Consider the following 18,452-nt stretch of genomic DNA (forward strand, 5'->3'; position numbering starts at 1 on the left):
CGATATTTTTATCTTTAGAGAGGGTTGGTTATTACTGCTTACAAAATAGGGTAGTTCATCAAAATGAAGTAAACGCTTGGAATAAGTTATTCGCTCATCATTTGGTTGAAAAATCAACATACTAATATTTATTCCATCCGATGCCTTTGTTGGCATACCAATTCTTATTTGGTTTTCATCAGATAAATTTTGAAATGGATCAAAAATGCTATCATATATCTGTTGCAAACTCATGTGCCAACTTAGGCTCATAGTTGATAATCGAAAGTTCTGGAAACACAATCAGGTCAGATTTCAAATCAATTGCACGCTCAACTAATTCTAAATGGTTTTGTATGTTCTTAATTAAATTTCCTTTTTCAAATTTAGTTTGCGCAAGACTAATTTTCATTTCTTGAGTTTAGTTTGTATTAATTACACCAACGTGTTATACCACTACTAAATATAAAGATATTCTGTCAAAACTTACGGGATATCAATACTTTTTGTTGTTTGTATCCATTTAGAAAAACACTGATTTTATATAACATACAGAACCATAAAGCGCACCCGCCTGTTTAAAGAACCACACCTCTACCCTATTACAATTTCAGATCCCTTTGAACCGACGAGTATACCTTTTTACCCATCAGAAAAAGCTGTATTAGCATGGAGACCCGAAAAGTACTGACTAAGATGTTTCCTTTTGAAGCTGATCATCTTCTTAAACTCGAAGCAGCTCATTCTCAAACTGGCGTATATGTGAACAGTGATCTTACCGCAGGTTTAAGCATTGGTGGTAAAATTGCCGAAGCCGCTTTCACCTGAACTGAATGAAGGTATGAAAATGGCACAAACCTCCAAAGCTGTTTCAGATTCTATCAAACTAGTGGCCTTTACCCGCTTTGGATGGCAATGGGTAAATCTGGAATTTCTTTTTGAATTTCTTATTCTTTTGACCTCGGTATAAAAGATAAACTCTTAAAATTATATTTTCTAGAATTATACGTCTACCCTGCTGGAAACTCAATCCTTACGATTGTTTCGTTTTCGTTTCCAGAGAATATAACCTACGATAAGAATTATGGGAAGTATTACAAAAACAATTACATCAAAAGGATCATTAAAATCCACAGGAAGATTATCATCAGGATTCTGAGTTCCCTGAGGTAATTGGTATAAAGCAAAAAACAGTTTTGTCAGCATAGCCTGAAATTAAAACTTTTACCAATAGAGCGGTATTAAAGAAAACACAAACTTAAAAAGAGTAACTCAGATCAAACCAATTTCCTTTCCTGCTCTTTATCTCCCTATTTCACCTAAAATTCTTTCCTAAAAAAATAAGCCCTTTTAAATATGTCCACTGATATGTGGTTAGTCGGGTTAGCAGATAACTCAACAATGTCCTCCCCCATATTTCTTGTCTCTATGTGATTCAATGTTTGATCCATTCACTGAATATCATTAATTATTTTAAAAAGAACATTAAGATTAATAGTATTTGGCCGTCTTTGATAAATTATGTGATAGACCAAACTAGAATTGCATACTCTATCTAATCCCCCTTAAAGATTCTAGGAAAAACAGCAACTAACTATTTCAATTTCTTCTATTATATTCTATCGGGATAGCTATCAACCTACTGCCACAATCTGATAAGCGTGTAATAAATCATTAAAATAAGAGAGCCTAAATCCGATGACTCAAGCTCCCTTCAAAATAAAATCAACATGAGTTAAAAGTCTTTATTTAAAGGCTAATTCAAATAAATTAATTAATGATATGCTGGTTTTCTTTCGCCAGAGAATATTTCTCAAAATTTAATTTCTAAACTGTCCTAAACCTTCTTTGAGCCAGTTTAGGTACGACTCCACATCAGGATCATAAGCTGTGGGAATGTTTAAATTCTCTCCTTCATTATTGATCAATACATAATACGGCTGTGCATTTGCCTTATAGTGTTTGATTTGAAAATCACTCCATTTATTCCCTATGGTCGTGATTTTCTTACCGGTGGTTTCAGAAATATACTGCTCCGCTTCAGGAAGCTCTTTTTTATCGTCCACGTAAAGTGATATCAACACCAACTCATCTCGCAGCACCTGCTGAACCTTAGGTTCAGGCCATACCCGCTCTTCCATCTTGCGGCAGTTTACACAGGCATAGCCCGTAAAATCAAGCATCACCGGCTTGTTCACCTTTTTGGCATAGGCCATCCCGGCTTCATAATCTTTAAACGTAATCAGATCTAGAGGCCCTAATTCTGCTTGATCAGGAAGCTCTATAGAAGTGCTCGCAACCCCTTTGCTATTCCCTACACCGTACGGAGACTCGCTATACTGCGTGGGTGGTGGGAAACCACTAATCCATTGCAGGGGCGCTCCCCACAGACCCGGAATCATATACACCACAAAGGCTAATACAAAAAGGCCCAAGCCGAGCCTTCCTACCGAGATATGCGGTAAAGGACTATCGTGCGGTAACGTAATCTTTCCGAAGAGATAAAACGCCAAAACTCCAAAAATTGCAATCCAGATCGCTAAAAATGTCTCGCGTTCTAATAGATGTAATTGCAGCACCAAATCGGCATTGCTTAAAAATTTAAAGGCAAAGGCAAGCTCTAAAAAGCCTAAAACCACTTTGACCGTATTGAGCCAGCCACCAGACTTAGGTAACGAGTTTAACCAACCGGGAAAAGCGGCAAACAAGGCAAAGGGTAACGCAATCGCCAGCGAAAAGCCCAACATCCCCACAATTGGGGCTATCCCGCCCTTTGACGCTGATTCTACCAGCAGAGTGCCCACAATGGGACCAGTGCACGAAAACGAAACAATGGCCAGAGCAAGCGCCATAAAAAAGATGCCGATAAGGCCACCGCGGTCTGCCTGTGAATCAATTTTGGTAGCCCACGAACTGGGAAGCACCAGTTCAAAAGCACCCAGAAAGGAACAAGCAAAAAAGACCAACAAGGTAAAAAAGACCAAATTAAAGACCACATTTGTAGAGAGCGCATTGAGCGAATCGGCACCAAAGATCGTAGTCACCGCAGAACCCAGCACCACATAAATCACGATGATAAAAAGGCCGTAGAGCAACGCATTTTTAATCCCGCTGGCACGGGTTTTACTCTGTTTGGTGAAAAAGCTTACCGTCATAGGTATCATCGGGAAGACGCAAGGCGTGAGCAAAGCTGCAAAACCTCCCAGAAAACTTAGAATAAAAATCGTGAGTAAACCCCGGGATTCTTCAGTCTGATTACCGCCAGATGTAAAATTTTCTGATTTCGATTGAATATTCGTTGAAGTTTGAAAGGTATCAAGGGAGTCGTTTTGTTTTTCGGTCTCCTTAATTGCTGCTTGCTGATTTGAGGTGGTATCCAAATTAGCCTGAGCATCTGCCTGGTTGTCAAATTCTTCTTCCCTTGGGGCGGGATTCGAAGGCTTTATAGTTTCTTTAACGGCTTGTTGAGTTTCAGGAGCTGCTTTGGCTGGCTGTTCCGGTTCCTGGTTTAGTAGAAATTCAAGTGCTTTACCTTCCGGCGGAAGACAACTTTCATCATTACAAACCATATAGTTCATAACCGCATTTATTGTAAATACATTGGGGGTTTTGCGTAGTATTTTTTGGGTGAAAAGCACTTCATCTTCAAAATACTTGATCCGCATTTCAAAAACCGGGTCGTCAACTTCTTTTCCCTTAGGTTCTTTAACAACACCGTTAAGCTCATAGTTTTCAGACGCCTCAAATTCAAAAGATGTAGGAATCGGTCCTCCTTCGGGTACCTGCTGGGCATAAAGATGCCAACCCGCTTCAAGCTGAACTTTTATCTGTAATTCGTATTCTCCTTGCTTCTTTTGCACAACTGCCGTTTCAAAGGACACCGGATCATAAATCTGTGCATTTAGACTTTGAAGGCTGAAGCTTATGCTCAATAGGAATAAGAAGACTCTCATTTATCTGTTTTTTTTACGAGTTAGTTGTATCTCAATTACCCGATTGTGCGTAATAAAATTGCTTAAGAATCCAATTAGCAACATCCTGCATTACTTCGGGCGCAAAAACCTCATCCAGCATACTTATTTCCTGCGAAGTACAGGTATTGCAATGTTGATACATATGATTCAGACCTGGGTAAATATGGGTTGTCACTACGGGAGCATTAATTAGATTTTCTTTGAAAGAAGCTACATTCTCAGAAGCCGGAACAAAAATATCAGCATCCCCATTTAGGATAAGAACCGGAACCTCTATTTTGGGTAAATAGTCTTTCGGGTCATATTGAATCATTTCTTTATAGGCCTTGGTTTTTGCGCTGCTGCAAAAGCGGTAAATCAAGGTCTGGTCTCTACCGTCGGCCAATTGCAACACATTAAGGCTTGTGGAACTTTTATCTTGTATCCAGTTTTTTACCCTCTTTTCCAATTCCGTTTTAAGGCTATCAGGTTGCTGATTTTCGTGAACGGTTTTAAACAACACGCGGTATAAATCCATTTGCAGGTTGACCAAACTGTCTGGCATTTTAGAAGCTTTTAAAATGGCGGTATTTTGTAAATCAAGGATTTTTAGCCCTGAGACCCCTACGCCCGAAAGGCTTACCATAAACCGTACATCGCTGTCCTGTGCCGTGAGTCGGGAAGCCACTACTCCCCCTTCACTATGACCAATTAATCCTACAAACCGGCTATCAATATCCTCACGGGATTTTAAATAGTCGAGTGCTTCCTGAGCATCAGCGGTAAAATCACTAATTCCGGCAGTTTCAAAATTTCCGGTAGTACTTCCCGTTCCGCGGTCGTCCATTCGAAAAGAAGCGATTCCGTTACGGGCTAAAGCATCTGCCAAAACCGTAAAAAACTGGTGCCCGCTATAGGTATAATTGCGGTCTTGCCGACCGGTACCATTGAGCAGTATCGCCAAAGGATAGTGTTTCTTATCATTTGGGATCACCAAAGTCCCTCCATAATCAATACCGGTTTTTTTCCCGCTAAATAGAAGTTCGCTGCTTGCATAAGGTAAAGCTCCCTTAGGGTGCTGGGGATAGCTGTGCGGTTGCAACGCATTTACCCGATTAAATTGAATCGAATATTCGCCTTCATAATTGGTAAATACGACCGTAAACGTAGTGTCTAGTTGAGAAGCAAGCTTCAATTCTAAATTGAACTCCTCATTTTTTAAGATCAGACTATCGCCAAAATAGTTTTGCTGAAGCGGAAGCCGATTGTAATAATATTCCGGACTGCTTAAAAAGAACGAATCTTTAGTATTCTGATTTTGACTTTTCTCCAGGAGCAAGCGTTTGGCATGGTATTGCCCCTGCCATAAACCTTGCCCCCAGGAAAGTCCGGTGCTTAAACTTACAAGCACTAGTATAATGTGAATTCTCCTTAAAGTCATTAGGATTTAGATTCAGCCTTCAAATAATCAACTATGGTTTTGATCTCATCTGCCAAGGCACTAGGGCTACCTTCATATCCGGTAGAGCGCCATCTTAGATACCCATCCTGATCTATGATCATTTTCTGTGGAATTCCCGAGAACTGAAACGCTTTTGCATATTTTGTGTACACCATTTCGGGCTTGCCGTTTTCGGGATTAACCGCATCGTAAAGCACTTCAAAAGGATATCCTTTTTCCTTGATAAAGGCAGCCGTTTTGGTCTTGTAATCCTTCACATATTCCTGCGTATCCAGAAAGTAAAACTTCACATTAGCGTCATCGGCATAATGATCTACCGCCATTTTCATCCCCGGCATTGCCTTTTTGCAGGGCGCACACCATGTTGCCCACATATCGATCACCACGATTTTTCCCAGCTGATCTTTGAGATTAACCTTACCACCGTACGAACTTTCCAAAGAAAAATCTTCGATTGGTTTTTTGATCAATTGGGTCAATAGCGTCTCTTTTTCTTTCTGATTTTCGGCACCGGTTTTAAGACTGGCTACATATTCGTCAAAACCAGACGCATCTTTCCCTGATTTTAGATATTCCTCCTTTAAAATCTGGAGCATTTCTGGAGATGTATTATTCTGTCTCAAACAAGCTGCAATAAAGCTTACCGCTTCATCCATCTTGTTCTGACGCACCAATTGCCGGGTGTACAACGCATTATATTCGGTATTCTCATACTTCAACAAGGCTGCTATTTTGTTTAAATAATAGGCTTCATGCTTATAATCTTTCTGCTCATTCAAAATCTTCGCATAGGTCAGGTATTCAGACGCTGCTGCTTTTAAAGCCATCGCTTTCCATTGATTTGGCGAAAGTTTTCCGCGATATGCTTTGGGAACTTCCTGTTCCCTACTTTCAATCTCCGGGAAAATACGATCTGCAAATAGCTGCAAGCTATCTAGCGACATACTCTCATTGGTATAAGGAATGCTCACTAAATGCCAGGCATAATCTACCAGATTTGTGTACGATGCACTTTTTAACTTATCAAAGACAAAACTGTAATCCTTATTTTCTGCGATATAAGTGTAGGCTATACTGCGGTATAGTTTATCGTAGTAAAGCTCTTCGGTGGTTGTAGAAATATCCTCAAATTTTTCTTCCGGAAATTGCTTTATAAAAGCATCGTATGCCTTTACACGCTTGTCAAGATCCGCTTCGCGGAATAGTTGCTTGATGGCACGATCTCTGGCAAGAACACCATCGGGGTATTTGGAAAGTAACACGCTTTCTACAGAATCAACGTAAGTCTGATTTCCCGGGATTAATTCAAGACTGCGTTGCACATCATACTGTTGCTTTAAATCGAGCGCGGGAAGACTCAAAATATAATTGAGTTCTTCTTTGATACGCCCGGTTTGATCTTCAGCCTTGGTACGTTGCAGCAGACGCAAGCCTGAATAAAAAATATGCGATCTGCTGGAAGGATTATCCCGCATTTCATTGTTGAGCCACATTAAAGTCACAGGATCTTCAATAAAAGACAGGGAATCCAGTTGTTGCGGAAAATCTTCACTGATGTTTGGATTACGCATAATCCCCCAGCCCGAATAGGAACCGGGGGCATTATTAATCATCCAGGTGTATGTATTAGCACCACCGCGGTCAAGCGTGTCTTTTGCGTAGAACACACAATTGATTAGGGCTATGCCCGGCTCTAGCTCTAGTTTTCCCTGCCATTTGGCATCATCGGTTTGCTCAAGATTCAAGTTTTTCACATTCCATTGAAAATCGGCATAGGTATATACAACAGCGCTCAGACTATCCCTATCCTTAAGAGGTGCTTGTGAAGCATCGTAGCTTAGTGTAACCAGATCTCCCCCTTTGGGAAACCTGGGTTCTACACTAAATACTTCCTCCTGATCTTGTCCCCATATGTTACCCGTAAAGGCAAGGCTAATTAAAAGGAATGCGAAAACCGTTATTATTTTAAATACATTGAATAATCTCATAGTTCTAGCTTATGGGTTTTGTTCCAGGTTGGGTGCATATTGAAATAAGCTGGATGCAAATGGAAACTGATAACGATCTCCACCGGGTTCAAGGGTGAACACCTCATCAACATAGCGATGCGTGATGGTTTTAGCAAAACGCGGATCTTTATTGAGTCGCTTAAGGTCAAACCAGCGGAAACCACCCTTTGCCATCAACTCCTTACGTCGCTCTTCTAGAACTTTAACCAAAGCATCATCAGCATCTGCTGCAGCAAGAGGCTGATATTCGTCAGCCTTAAATCGTGCCTGGCGCAGTTTATTAATCGTGGCCATAGCTGCATCGGCATTGCCGGCACGCGCCTCTCCTTCTGCCTTGATGAGTAACATTTCTGGTACCGTAGGTCCTGCATTACGCGCCTCTCCCGTTAGAAGTGCCACACAATAGGCTCTTCCGCCGCTAACCTGATCATAACTCATTTCACTTATAGGTCGTGTATACGACTGATAGCGTAAATCTTCTTCTTCAAACGTGTTTAGCAATTCATCATTTAACGTAAGTAAGGAAGGTGCATAAACATAGGTACTAATACTTTTTTTAGACAAGATCAATTCCGGATCTTCAATACGTCTTGGCCAGCCAGAATCTGGAGTCTCTATATAGTCCTCCATGTTTAACAAACTGCTTTGTAAACCCAATGCACTTTCAGCCTCAGCCTGAGCTTCGGCATAACGCCCCATATACAAATATGTACGGGCAAGTAACGCGTGTGCACTGGCTAACGATGGGAATCCTACCTCAATCCCGGTACGTTTGGGTGAAAGCCCACCATCAATAGCTTGTTGCAGATCACTAACAATCTGATCGTAAACTTCTTTAACACTGGCACGGGTTATATCTTCAGTTACCGTAGGCTCTGTAAACATCGGGATTCCCAAATCTGTTTCCGACGTTTCTGCGTCATAGGCTTTTCCAAAAATATTTACCAAATCGAGAAAGATATACGCTCTGTGTACTAAAGCTTCAGCCTGTAGGGAGGCTTTTTCTGCTTCGGTACCATTATTACTTTCTAAAACTTCAGTAATCACCACATTGGCCGTATAAAGCCCTTCATACATTACAACAAGATCATTATCTGTATCGCCTGTGTAATAAATGGAATCAGCCCATTTATAGGTATCCTTAAAAGGACGGTAATAATCTGATGTACCATAATTATTTTCAAAAAAGCTCGAATAGTTTTCACGCATCTCGATATCATCAGAGGCTACATCTACTAAGCTGTATGAGGCATCAAAGATTGCAGTCTGATTTAAAAGATACCGGTAATTTTCGGTCTCCTCAGGATACAGGCGGCCTTCGGTCTTGATGTCTACATAATCATCGCAGCTTACAAAAACCACACTTATTAAGAGAAACAGGATATATAAAGAATGTTTTTTCATAATCATCAAATTAAAAATTAAGGTTTACGCCTACTGAATACATCGCAGTGGGTGGTATACGTATAAGGTTACCACTGGTAAAGGGCAAGAAATCGGGATCTATATCATCATCATTTGCTCTCCAGATTAGACCTAAATTGCGAGCTGTAAGCGATAGAGAGGCATTGCGTAAGAACGTGTTGGCAACCAAATCAGAAAAATCATAAGTCAGTGAAATTTCACGCAGGCGTATATGATCTCCATCTATAATTCGATCACTGCTATATAGATAACGGCTTAGACTAAATCCGCCAAGACCTTGTACTCCGGGAACATTGGTGTTTGCCTCATCGCCAGGGGCTCTCCAGCGGTCTGCAATATCGGTGTTCAAATCGTATGCCTCAAAAGATCCGTATCGGGACATATAATTGCCAAAGCTGGGTTTAAATAAAACATAGTCCAGTTTGTAGGTGGCCAACGCATAAAGTGACAACTTCTTATAGGTGAATGTCGTGGCAAAACTTCCGTAATATTGGGGCGTTGTCGTGCCCATATACTGCATATCGTCAATTTCGGTTAAAGGGGTGAAGGCATCAACGATTTCTTCATTACGGTCGTATACAATAGTAGAACCATTCTCATCCAGGCCTGCAGACCTAAAAGCAAAAACGCTGTTAAGCGGATAGTTCACGATTGGGGGTGCACTTGCGGTACCATTAAGAAAGCTAGAATAATTTTCGTAACGCGAATCTGTCACCTCGTTTTTATTATACGATAAAACAAAGGTTGAATTGATGCTGAAATCAGGAGTTCTTAACCACTCGCCGTTTAGGTTAATATCTACTCCTTCTCCGCGTAAAGTTGCCGTGTTGCGGGTTAAGGTATTATTAGGTAATCCATAAAATTCAGAAACCGGAAAGTCCTGAATTAGATCATCACTGTTTTTAACGTAATATTCTACGCTTCCATTAAGTCTGTTGTCAAACAAACCAAAATCAAGACCAAAGTTGAGTACCCCTGTTTTTTCCCATCGCAAAGCCGGGTTTGCAGGTGCTGAAATAAACGCAAAAGGCAGTCTGGATAAGTTATAGTCTGTACCGGCAATAGAAATGTTTGTAAAAGGAAACGTGGTAAGGCTGATGTTTCCGTTAAAACCATACGTAGCTCTAAAACTCAGGTTATTAATCCGCTCCACGTCTTTTAAGAAGTCCTCACGGCTGATATTCCATTTTAAACCTGTAGACCATAATGGTGTACGTCTATAACTTTTATCTACACCAAAATTATTGTAGTCATCTAAGCGTACACTACCCGATACCACATATTTGGTGTCAAAAGTATATGCTGCATTGGCGTAATACGATAAAAAGCGACGACGTTGATTTGTCTCTGTCTGATTATAGCTTATATTATTATTAAACCCATAAATACTCGTATAAGTGGTTGATGGCAAATCTATGGCCCGCTGGGTACGCTCATTATAACCGTAGAGAAATCCACCGGAAACTTCGGTGCGTATTTGGCGGAGCTCTATACCTGCAATTGCATCTATCGCGTGCTTGCCAAAAGCCTTATTGTAATTAAGTTGGCCGCGCATGGTTTGACTACCTTCAGTATAATCGTTTTTCTGATAGATTGCTCCCAATGGAATACCTCTTGTTAGCTCCTGAGTTGTTGGATTAAGGTATGTAGCCATATTGATTCGGTCTCTGGTGTAATAGGTATTTTCACCATAAATATTATCTTGTTTGGTATTGGAACGCTCAATAAAATAAGTTCCCATGGCTGATAAACCATCAAAAAGAGGTAGGGTTACACTTATATTAGCAGAATAATTTTGCTCCTTGATACCCTGGTTAGAATTGGCTAATTCATCCAGGTAGTTGTAGGTCCAGGGCAAATAACCCGCCTCCTCAAAATTTTGTATATCTGCACTATAAAAAGAACGGTAATAATCTACCGGATTTCCGGCTTCATCCACGATCTGATCATAAGGTAAAAATGTAGTTCTTGATGCTGATAAAGGACTTATGCCCAAACCGTTTTGATTAAAGTCAAAAAACGACCCTTTAAGACTGGTTGATACTTTAGCAAAATCAAATAATTCAAAATTCTGATTGGCTGTTAACGTAAGACGTTTACCATCTACGCCTTTACTTTGCGTTTCTTCTTTAGCATAAGAAGCCGAAGTGAAATACGAATAGTTCTCCTGTCCTCCGCTTATTGAAAGATTATAATTGGTTGAAGAAGCTGCCTGAAGCATATAATCTTCAATCTGGCTGTAGTTGTTACGCCCACGTAATACTGAGAGTTTATCTGAAAGCTCTGCATCGCTAAGAGTACCACGCTGGTTTTGTAATAAAAGCTCTACCCCTGCACTTACCGGGACTGAACTGAATAAACTTCCCGCAGCCAAGGGGTCAAAAATAATATTCTTGTCTACGAGCTCTTGCTCAAGATCCAGAACCTGATCTGAATTCATCAATGGAAGACTGGAGAGCGAGGGCTTACTGGAGAAGGTATAGTTTTGAGAAAAACTAATACGTGTAGCACCCTCTTTACCCTTTTTAGTATCAATTACGATTACCCCGTTAGCAGCCCGCGCACCGTAAATAGAAGCTGACGCTGCATCTTTTAAGAAGGTGATTTTCTCGATATCATTAGAGTTCAGGTTTTTGATATCCAATTCTGAAGGAACCCCGTCAATAACTAAAAGTGGTTTATCATTGCCCTGATAGGTTGACTGCCCGCGAATTCTATATTTGTAACTGGTATTTCCTTCTGTTTCACCTAAAAGGTTACTGTATACAAAGGTATTATCAGACTCGAGAATGTCTATTTGTAAACCGGCAACTCTCCCCTCTAATTGATGCATCACATTATTTACAGGAACTTTCTCCAATTCTTCAGCCTTAATTACTGAAAATGAACCTGTGGCGCGTTCTTTTTGAATATTCTGGTAACCGGTAGACAAAACTGTTACTTCGCTCAGGCTGTTAATATCTTCCTGCAAGGTTATATTGATAGCGTTCTCCTCGCCTACACGCTTTTCTTCCTGTTTAAAACCCAGAAAATTGAACACTAAAGTATCGCCAATTGCAGCCTGTACGCGGTATTTACCCGCTTCATCAGTAACTGTTCCGCTGCGTGTACCTTTACGCCACACCGTAACCCCCATCAAAGGATATCCGTAAGGATCATTTACAATACCGTAAATTTCATTTTGATCTAAAGTGCCGTAATCTGTATTTGATTGATTACCTGCTCCGGGAACGGGTTTGGCCTTTAGAATAATTTGTTTTTTCTTGATGATATAGTCCACCGGTAAATCGGCGAAAAGCTGCTTGAGCACATCATCAATAGCTGCACTGCTTGTTTGTACAGATACCTTCCAGTCATCCTGAAGCAAATCTTCACGATAAAAAAATTTGTAGTCGCTCTGCTTTTTGATTTGATCAATCACCGTAGCGACTTTGACTCCTTCGAGGTTGATGCTGAATTTTTGGGCACTACCCTTAAATGCAAAAACCTGCAAGGCACAAAACAAGGTTAAAATGACCGAAGCCTTCATCTTTAATTGCTTTATTTTCATAATTTTGAAAACTGTTAATTGTTGTAGGAAATAATTAATGTGAGTTAGAGAGGGTGTTGGCGCATCCTCTTTTTTATGAGTTACTGTTTTAATTCATGAGTACTTATTTAATAGTTATTATGTTGTTTTTGTAGGAATATTCAAAAAAGTCTATAGCCGTAAAAGCATCTAACACATCGTTTACACTTTCGGTCTTGAGATCAAAATCTCCGTTAAAGCGGGTTGCTGCAAGCGATGGGTTGTTATTGATTATTTTTACGCCGTAACTGCGTTCTATTTTTTCGACAATAGTTTCAAAGGGTTCATCAATAAATAAAAGTCTATTTTCAATCCACGCGGTATTATTTGACACCAACACTTCACTGACTTCGATTTGGTCTGCATTTGCCTTCCAGATACCAGCTTCACCCGGTACAAGCTTAGCTTCCTGATTACCCTGTACTAGTTTTACAGATCCTTCTGCCAGGGTTGTGGTGATTTCTTGTGCCCCGTCATACGCGTTTACATTAAAGCGCGTACCCAAAACCTCAACCTGCAATTCTTCAGCATTAACTCGAAAGGGATGCTGGGCATCTTTAGCAACTTCAAAAAAACCTTCTCCGGTGAGATAGACTTCACGGGTTCCGGTTTCAGGGAAATGCGCAGGAAACCGCAGTGTACTTTCTGAATTGAGATAAACCCGGCTGCCGTCTGCCAGCAGCAGGTTAAGGCGTTTTCCTCTGGGGACATTTAGCGTATTATAAGTAGTATCCTGTGTTTTTGAAGCCGTAAAATCAAGCTCACCCTGCTTTTGAACTCCCAGGGTATTACCAGATTCATCGGTTAGTGTAACCTGTACGCTTTCATCGAGTGTCATGGTTTCTCCATTTGGGTAGGTAAAGGTAATTTTGCCCGGGTTGTAGACAGCTTCTTCCTGATTGGTTAAATAGAAATAACCCAAAGCCGTGGTAAAAATACCCAAGACTAATATTGCCGCATATTTAAATAGTGTGGCTGGGATTATTCTTCGGCTTGAAGACTTAACAGGGCGAAGTAGTTTATCAAAATCTGAGAATTTTTCATCTTTGCGGCTGTAAGCAGTTAGCAAGTAATCCTGCTCTATTGCATTTTTAAAGTAATACGTATTTCGTTTGCTGCTTTTCACCCATTGCTCAAGCTGCGTCAACTCCTCGTCACTTATGCAACGGTTCTGGAATTTTTGTATTAAATCATCAACGTTTTCCATGGTTTTCAATCATAAATCACCCTAGTGACGAAAAAAAATCTAACATCCCTTAAAAAAATTTAATTTTTTTTTAACCTTTACTTCATAATGCATAATCCCTATGAATAACCAAGCATTAAATGATTTGCTTAAGAAAGGTGATGAGCATTCTTTTGCCCAAATTTTTGAGGCATTATACCAACCCCTGGTATCCTATTTAATGCAATACGTTGATAAAGCGGCAGACGCCGAAGATATTGCTCAAAATACCTTCATAAAACTCTGGGAGAAAAAAGATCGGTTGCATCTTACTACATCAGTTAAAAGTTACATTTATAGCGCTGCTTATAATCAGTTTATAGATAACTACCGAAAAAATAAAAAGCAGCAAACCTACCTCGACCAGCTAAAAAATGAAACGCTAACTAACCTTGCGGAAGAACCAGACGATCTGCTTGAGCGTAAGCTTCAACTCATCACCAAAGCTGTTGAGTCCCTCCCAGAGCGGTGCAGGATCATTTTTACTATGCATAAAAAGCAAGGGTATTCACATAAGGAAATATCCAAAAAACTGGAAATCTCAACAAAAACCATAGAAGCTCAATTACGCATTGCCTATACCCGACTGCGGGAAGAACTTAAAAACAGACCGGATTTATATCTTACCTTAATATTTGCCAAAAGTAGATTTAAGTAACCAACATAAAAACAGTCAAACAATTTTTTTCTACATTCTTATATAAGAACAACTCTGCACAAAATAGACAACTATAAATACAAAGTTGATAGTGCTAATAAAAATACGAGAGGCAAACCAATCAAAAAGTCCTTCTAAGATCGGAATATAAATTAAATGTGCTCACCAAATCATTTACTAAACCAGTTGATTCCAAAATTAAGCAATCGATTGTGTATTAAATAAAAATGAGTACCTTAATACCTGAAAACAAATAAGTTAATTTCAATTTCCAGATATGTTTATCCCGTCGAAAGCTAAATTTCGCATAGTTCTGTTTTTAGCATTCTTAAGTTTCCTAGAATGTACAAATCCTCTTACACCAACCTATGAATTTAAGGAGGGAATGATTTACATCGATGGATTTGTAGGTACTACCGAAGGTTCATCATACGTCAACATCACAGAGTCTGATGTGGCTCTTTACTACAGGAATATTTTTGTTAGTGGTGCAAAAGTCGCTTTTGTAAATGAAGTCACAGGAGAAAGAGTCGCCTTATTTGAAGAGGATTTTAAGTATATCCCTGAAGATATCAATTTTAAGGGAAGCGTTGGTGAGCGATGGTATTTGGAAGCAAGTCTACCCTATGGGAACACCTATTTATCTGAGGTTGAGACAATCAATCCTTCAGTTCCTATTAAAAGTATAAGTGCTGTATTTGATAATGAACTGGAATTTAGTGAGGATTATGATGATTTTATACCGGGCCATGAGGTTTTGATAAGCTTTGATGATCCGGGAAATCAGGATAATTACTATTACTGGCGCTATAGAACCTACGACCAGCCCAGCATTTGTAAGGTCTGCGTACAAGGTAAGTTTAGAGACGGAATCTGCATCCCTGATGAGACCGTAGAGTATTATACCTATTGGTGTGAATCGGATTGCTGGCAAATAGATTATGGAGATAACATCAATATCTTTTCAGATAGCTTTTCTAATGGAACCACTACCACCTCCCTACCCGTAGCGCAGGTGCCACTAACCCGAAAAACCAGGGTTCTCGTTGAAATTCAACAATTTTCTTTAACACCAAAAGCTTATGAGTATTACAGGGCCATCAAGGATCTGGTAGATAATAACGGGGGATTCAATGCTCCTTTACCCGCAGCCCTTATAGGAAACATTTATAATCCGGAAGACCCGGATGAATATGTTTTAGGAAGGTTCACGGCCGCTTCAGCATTTACCGAATCCATTATGATTGATCGTACCACAGTTGAAGCGTCTCCCATCGAAAACCAGCGGACTCCAAAACCAGAGCCACCGCCTACCGCAGGAGGCCCTCACTTCCTGTATGCCCCCTGTAATGAAAGCAGGCACAGAACATCAATACAACCTGAGGGATGGATAGATTAATAAAAGTGCTGAATAAACAGGGAAGCCTTTGGGTAGTGGGTTTTATCTTCTGGTTATGTTTAACAAACGGTATTTTAGCACAAGAACATACGCTGTCCTTTCAAATACGGAATAGCCTTACCAATAAACCCATTGAGAATGTTCAGATTAGTTTAAATCCTTGTTCTTGCGGAGGTGTGACCGATAGTGATGGAGCGTTTAACTTAACTCTGGAACAAGACACGTATACCGCAGTAGTCTCCTACATCGGTTATAAAACCTTGAAAACAGAAATTTTTCTCAATGAAAATAAAACCATACAACTAAGACTGAGCGAAGAACAGCAGCAACTTTCGGAGGTTATACTCAACGCCAAACGCGTTAGTGAACGATTAGAAACATCGCAGATGGGAGCGGTGAAATTGGCTCCTGCTGAACTTAAAAAAATGCCCGCAGTTCTGGGGGAGGTCGACGTTTTACGGAGTATGACCTTACTGCCCGGTGTCAACAATGCCGGTGAAGTAAGCAACGGACTTTCCGTGCGAGGTGGTTCCCTGGATCAAAATCTGGTATTATATGATTATGCACCTGTTTTCAATCCTACACACTTATTTGGCTTATTCTCTGTTTTTACGCCTGAAGCTCTTGGTTCAATAGATCTCTATCGTGCTAATATTCCTGCACGTTACGGTGGAAGAACAACTTCGGTTTTGGACGTCAAAGTTAGAAATCCCTATGTAGATAAGTTTAAGTTAAGCGGTGGTATCGGTTTGGTTTCCAGTAGGCTTTCTTTGGAGACACCCGTTATTAAGGATAAACTATTTCTATATGCCGGTGCGAGAGCCGGATTTACCGATTTTTTATTGCCCATCGTTTCAAAACGTCTGAAAAATACTAAAGCCCGGTTTTATGACCATACCATCAAATTACTCTATCTACCTACCGAAAAAGACCAAATCTCCTTCACGAATTTTTACAGCACAGATTTTTACCAACTTGATCTTATTGCGAAAATTGAAAACGTAAATGCCGAAAGTAATCAATACGATTTTAAAACGTTCAACAACACGCTTCAGTGGACACATTCCTTTAATGATAATTCCAGCTTAAGAACCGTTTTTCTGCTTAGTGACTACACTCCAAAAACCTTATTTCCCGAAAAGGAAAGGGATAACACTATAGAATATGAATCGCAAATCAATTTGGCCAGTATCTTTTCAGAATATGAAAAAAGAGTAACTAAAAGTCTGAACTATTATGCCGGTATTCAGGGTAATCGATACAAAATAAAACCTGGAAAGTTGGACCCCGGCACGTCGGAAGGCATTCTATCAATTTCTTTAGATGAGGAAAAAAGTTATGAAGTTTCCGCATACACCAATTTTAATTGGAAGCCTATTGAAACTCTAACGCTGTCAGGAGGCTTTCGGTTTACCAACTTTACATTTGTTGGCCCATATACTGCTGCAGCATTTGATGACAGCACTGGAGAAATCATCAGTACAACGGAATTTGACAAGGGAGAAAAGGTTAAAAGCTATAACGCTTTGGAACCGCGTTTGGGTCTGAATTTAAAATTGGGAGAAAATACGTCGTTTAAAGCCAGCTACGCACGATTAAATCAGTACTTACAGAACATCTACAACGCTACAACCCCGCTTCCTACCTCCAGATGGAAAACCTCGGATGCCAATATACCACCACAAACTAGCGACAGCTATAGCGTTGGCCTTTATCAGGATGTTCTGGATAAGCGTGTAGAACTTGGTATGGAAACCTATTATAGAAGCAGCGAAAATAATTTGACCTATAAGCCGGGAGCCGATTTCTTTTTAGAAGAATTTGTAGAACGCGACCTGGTACAGGCAAAGGGTGAAGCTTATGGAGTAGAATTCAGTTTGAGAAAGCCCAAGGGTAAAATCAATGGTTGGGTCAATTATACGTGGTCAAGAAGCTTCCTTAAGACAGAAAGCGAAAAATTAGCAGATCGGGTCAATAATAACGCGTGGTATCCCTCAGATTTTGACAGACCTCATGTTTTTAATAGCACCATTAATTTAGAGGGAAGCAAATACAATACGCTAAGCTTTAACTTCACAGCGCAAACCGGACGCCCCTATACTACGGCTAACGGCTATTTTGATATAGAAGGTATTGATGTGCCCATTTTTTTAGAACGCAATAATGTCCGCTTAAAAACCTACCATCGCCTAGATCTTTCGTGGAAGGTTAACTATAGTAAAAAATTGAATCGAAGATGGGCAGGCGACTGGACCTTCACCATTTATAATATCTATGCCAGAAAAAACCAGTATAACATCTATTATTCACAACGGAATGGGGATGCCAATGCCAATATTTTTCGAGGAAGCCCTTTAGGATCCTACGAGCTTACAATTATGAATAGCCCCATATTCTCTCTGACCTACAACTTTGTGTTTGATTGATCTGTATAGTTATTTTAGCACGGGTCATAGGACGGGTCAACTTCCAGGCATCCCCTAGGCAAAGCCTACTCAAAGCCTAGGATAGAGTATGAAGAGAATATGAAAACGGGTTTTGAAAAGAGGAAATTTAAGAGTTTCTTAACAAAAAAGGGAGCATTTGACTTAGTGGCTAATTCGAGGCAGTAAATTTAAACGCGTCCTCCTTCTCTGTATTTCCTGTATCTGAACAATTCAATGCTTGATAATTCACCGAATCATTCACTAAACTGCTTGATACCAAACCATATCATTTGGTAAGGTATAAAATGAAAAAACCTGTTAATCAATAGATTAACAGGTTTTTGATGC

General features: G+C 40.0%; 12 protein-coding genes. 4 read left to right on the forward strand and 8 right to left on the reverse strand.

Annotated features, from left to right (window positions below):
* Positions 1-211 precede the first annotated feature (211 nt).
* Complete coding sequence (locus DSM03_RS17520; RefSeq protein WP_128762799.1) at positions 212-391, reverse strand: nitrilase-related carbon-nitrogen hydrolase; 180 nt, start codon at positions 389-391, stop codon at positions 212-214.
* Positions 392-648: 257 nt separating this feature from the next.
* Here DSM03_RS17520 and DSM03_RS19000 point away from each other — a divergent pair, with 257 nt between their 5' ends.
* Positions 649-807, forward strand: coding sequence for a hypothetical protein (locus DSM03_RS19000; RefSeq protein WP_161567113.1), 159 nt, complete (start codon positions 649-651; stop codon positions 805-807).
* A 198-nt stretch (positions 808-1,005) separates the two neighbouring features.
* Here DSM03_RS19000 and DSM03_RS17525 read toward each other — a convergent pair whose 3' ends face one another.
* The 7 genes from DSM03_RS17525 to DSM03_RS17555 all read right to left on the reverse strand — a co-directional run bounded on the left by DSM03_RS17525 (position 1,006) and on the right by DSM03_RS17555 (position 13,603).
* Entirely contained in the window at positions 1,006-1,185 is a 180-nt protein-coding gene (locus DSM03_RS17525) for an adenylosuccinate synthetase (protein ID WP_128762800.1), read from the reverse strand.
* A gap of 614 nt (positions 1,186-1,799) precedes the next feature.
* Positions 1,800-3,932, reverse strand: coding sequence for a protein-disulfide reductase DsbD family protein (locus DSM03_RS17530; protein WP_128762801.1), 2,133 nt, complete (start codon positions 3,930-3,932; stop codon positions 1,800-1,802).
* A gap of 31 nt (positions 3,933-3,963) precedes the next feature.
* The gene (locus tag DSM03_RS17535) at positions 3,964-5,373 is read right to left on the reverse strand and encodes an alpha/beta hydrolase family protein (protein ID WP_128762802.1); all 1,410 of its coding nucleotides are present in this window, start codon (positions 5,371-5,373) and stop codon (positions 3,964-3,966) included.
* Positions 5,373-7,382 carry a TlpA family protein disulfide reductase gene (locus tag DSM03_RS17540; RefSeq protein ID WP_128762803.1) on the reverse strand — a complete coding sequence of 670 codons (2,010 nt, stop codon included), beginning with the start codon at positions 7,380-7,382 and terminating at the stop codon, positions 5,373-5,375. The genes DSM03_RS17535 and DSM03_RS17540 overlap by 1 nt, the downstream gene beginning before the upstream one ends.
* 9 nt (positions 7,383-7,391) lie before the next feature.
* Complete coding sequence (locus DSM03_RS17545; RefSeq protein ID WP_236638944.1) at positions 7,392-8,807, reverse strand: RagB/SusD family nutrient uptake outer membrane protein; 1,416 nt, start codon at positions 8,805-8,807, stop codon at positions 7,392-7,394.
* 10 nt (positions 8,808-8,817) lie between these two features.
* Positions 8,818-12,378, reverse strand: coding sequence for a SusC/RagA family TonB-linked outer membrane protein (locus tag DSM03_RS17550; protein ID WP_236638945.1), 3,561 nt, complete (start codon positions 12,376-12,378; stop codon positions 8,818-8,820).
* Between the two features lie 103 nt (positions 12,379-12,481).
* Entirely contained in the window at positions 12,482-13,603 is a 1,122-nt protein-coding gene (locus DSM03_RS17555) for a FecR family protein (RefSeq protein WP_128762805.1), read from the reverse strand.
* Between the two features lie 100 nt (positions 13,604-13,703).
* Between DSM03_RS17555 and DSM03_RS17560 the strand changes: the two genes are divergently transcribed.
* The 3 genes from DSM03_RS17560 to DSM03_RS17570 all read left to right on the forward strand — a co-directional run bounded on the left by DSM03_RS17560 (position 13,704) and on the right by DSM03_RS17570 (position 18,104).
* Entirely contained in the window at positions 13,704-14,279 is a 576-nt protein-coding gene (locus DSM03_RS17560) for an RNA polymerase sigma factor (protein WP_128762806.1), read from the forward strand.
* Between the two features lie 277 nt (positions 14,280-14,556).
* The gene (locus DSM03_RS17565; RefSeq protein ID WP_128762807.1) at positions 14,557-15,678 is read left to right on the forward strand and encodes a DUF4249 domain-containing protein; all 1,122 of its coding nucleotides are present in this window, start codon (positions 14,557-14,559) and stop codon (positions 15,676-15,678) included.
* Entirely contained in the window at positions 15,666-18,104 is a 2,439-nt protein-coding gene (locus tag DSM03_RS17570; RefSeq protein WP_128762808.1) for a TonB-dependent receptor, read from the forward strand. Before DSM03_RS17565 ends, DSM03_RS17570 begins: the two co-directional genes overlap by 13 nt.
* The last annotated feature ends 348 nt before the right edge of the window (positions 18,105-18,452 follow it).

Origin of the sequence: Leeuwenhoekiella aestuarii, from assembly GCF_004104055.1 — a bacterium.
In the GTDB taxonomy this organism is placed as follows: domain Bacteria; phylum Bacteroidota; class Bacteroidia; order Flavobacteriales; family Flavobacteriaceae; genus Leeuwenhoekiella; species Leeuwenhoekiella aestuarii.

What these genes read in the sequence shown, in the direction of transcription:
- DSM03_RS17520 (WP_128762799.1), bottom strand. Translation starts at nt 391, where the DNA reads ATGAAAATTAGTCTTGCGCAAACTAAATTTGAAAAAGGAAATTTAATT.
- DSM03_RS19000 (WP_161567113.1), top strand. Translation starts at nt 649, where the DNA reads ATGGAGACCCGAAAAGTACTGACTAAGATGTTTCCTTTTGAAGCTGAT.
- DSM03_RS17525 (WP_128762800.1), bottom strand. Translation starts at nt 1,185, where the DNA reads ATGCTGACAAAACTGTTTTTTGCTTTATACCAATTACCTCAGGGAACT.
- DSM03_RS17530 (WP_128762801.1), bottom strand. Translation starts at nt 3,932, where the DNA reads ATGAGAGTCTTCTTATTCCTATTGAGCATAAGCTTCAGCCTTCAAAGT.
- DSM03_RS17535 (WP_128762802.1), bottom strand. Translation starts at nt 5,373, where the DNA reads ATGACTTTAAGGAGAATTCACATTATACTAGTGCTTGTAAGTTTAAGC.
- DSM03_RS17540 (WP_128762803.1), bottom strand. Translation starts at nt 7,382, where the DNA reads ATGAGATTATTCAATGTATTTAAAATAATAACGGTTTTCGCATTCCTT.
- DSM03_RS17545 (WP_236638944.1), bottom strand. Translation starts at nt 8,807, where the DNA reads ATGAAAAAACATTCTTTATATATCCTGTTTCTCTTAATAAGTGTGGTT.
- DSM03_RS17550 (WP_236638945.1), bottom strand. Translation starts at nt 12,378, where the DNA reads ATGAAAATAAAGCAATTAAAGATGAAGGCTTCGGTCATTTTAACCTTG.
- DSM03_RS17555 (WP_128762805.1), bottom strand. Translation starts at nt 13,603, where the DNA reads ATGGAAAACGTTGATGATTTAATACAAAAATTCCAGAACCGTTGCATA.
- DSM03_RS17560 (WP_128762806.1), top strand. Translation starts at nt 13,704, where the DNA reads ATGAATAACCAAGCATTAAATGATTTGCTTAAGAAAGGTGATGAGCAT.
- DSM03_RS17565 (WP_128762807.1), top strand. Translation starts at nt 14,557, where the DNA reads ATGTTTATCCCGTCGAAAGCTAAATTTCGCATAGTTCTGTTTTTAGCA.
- DSM03_RS17570 (WP_128762808.1), top strand. Translation starts at nt 15,666, where the DNA reads ATGGATAGATTAATAAAAGTGCTGAATAAACAGGGAAGCCTTTGGGTA.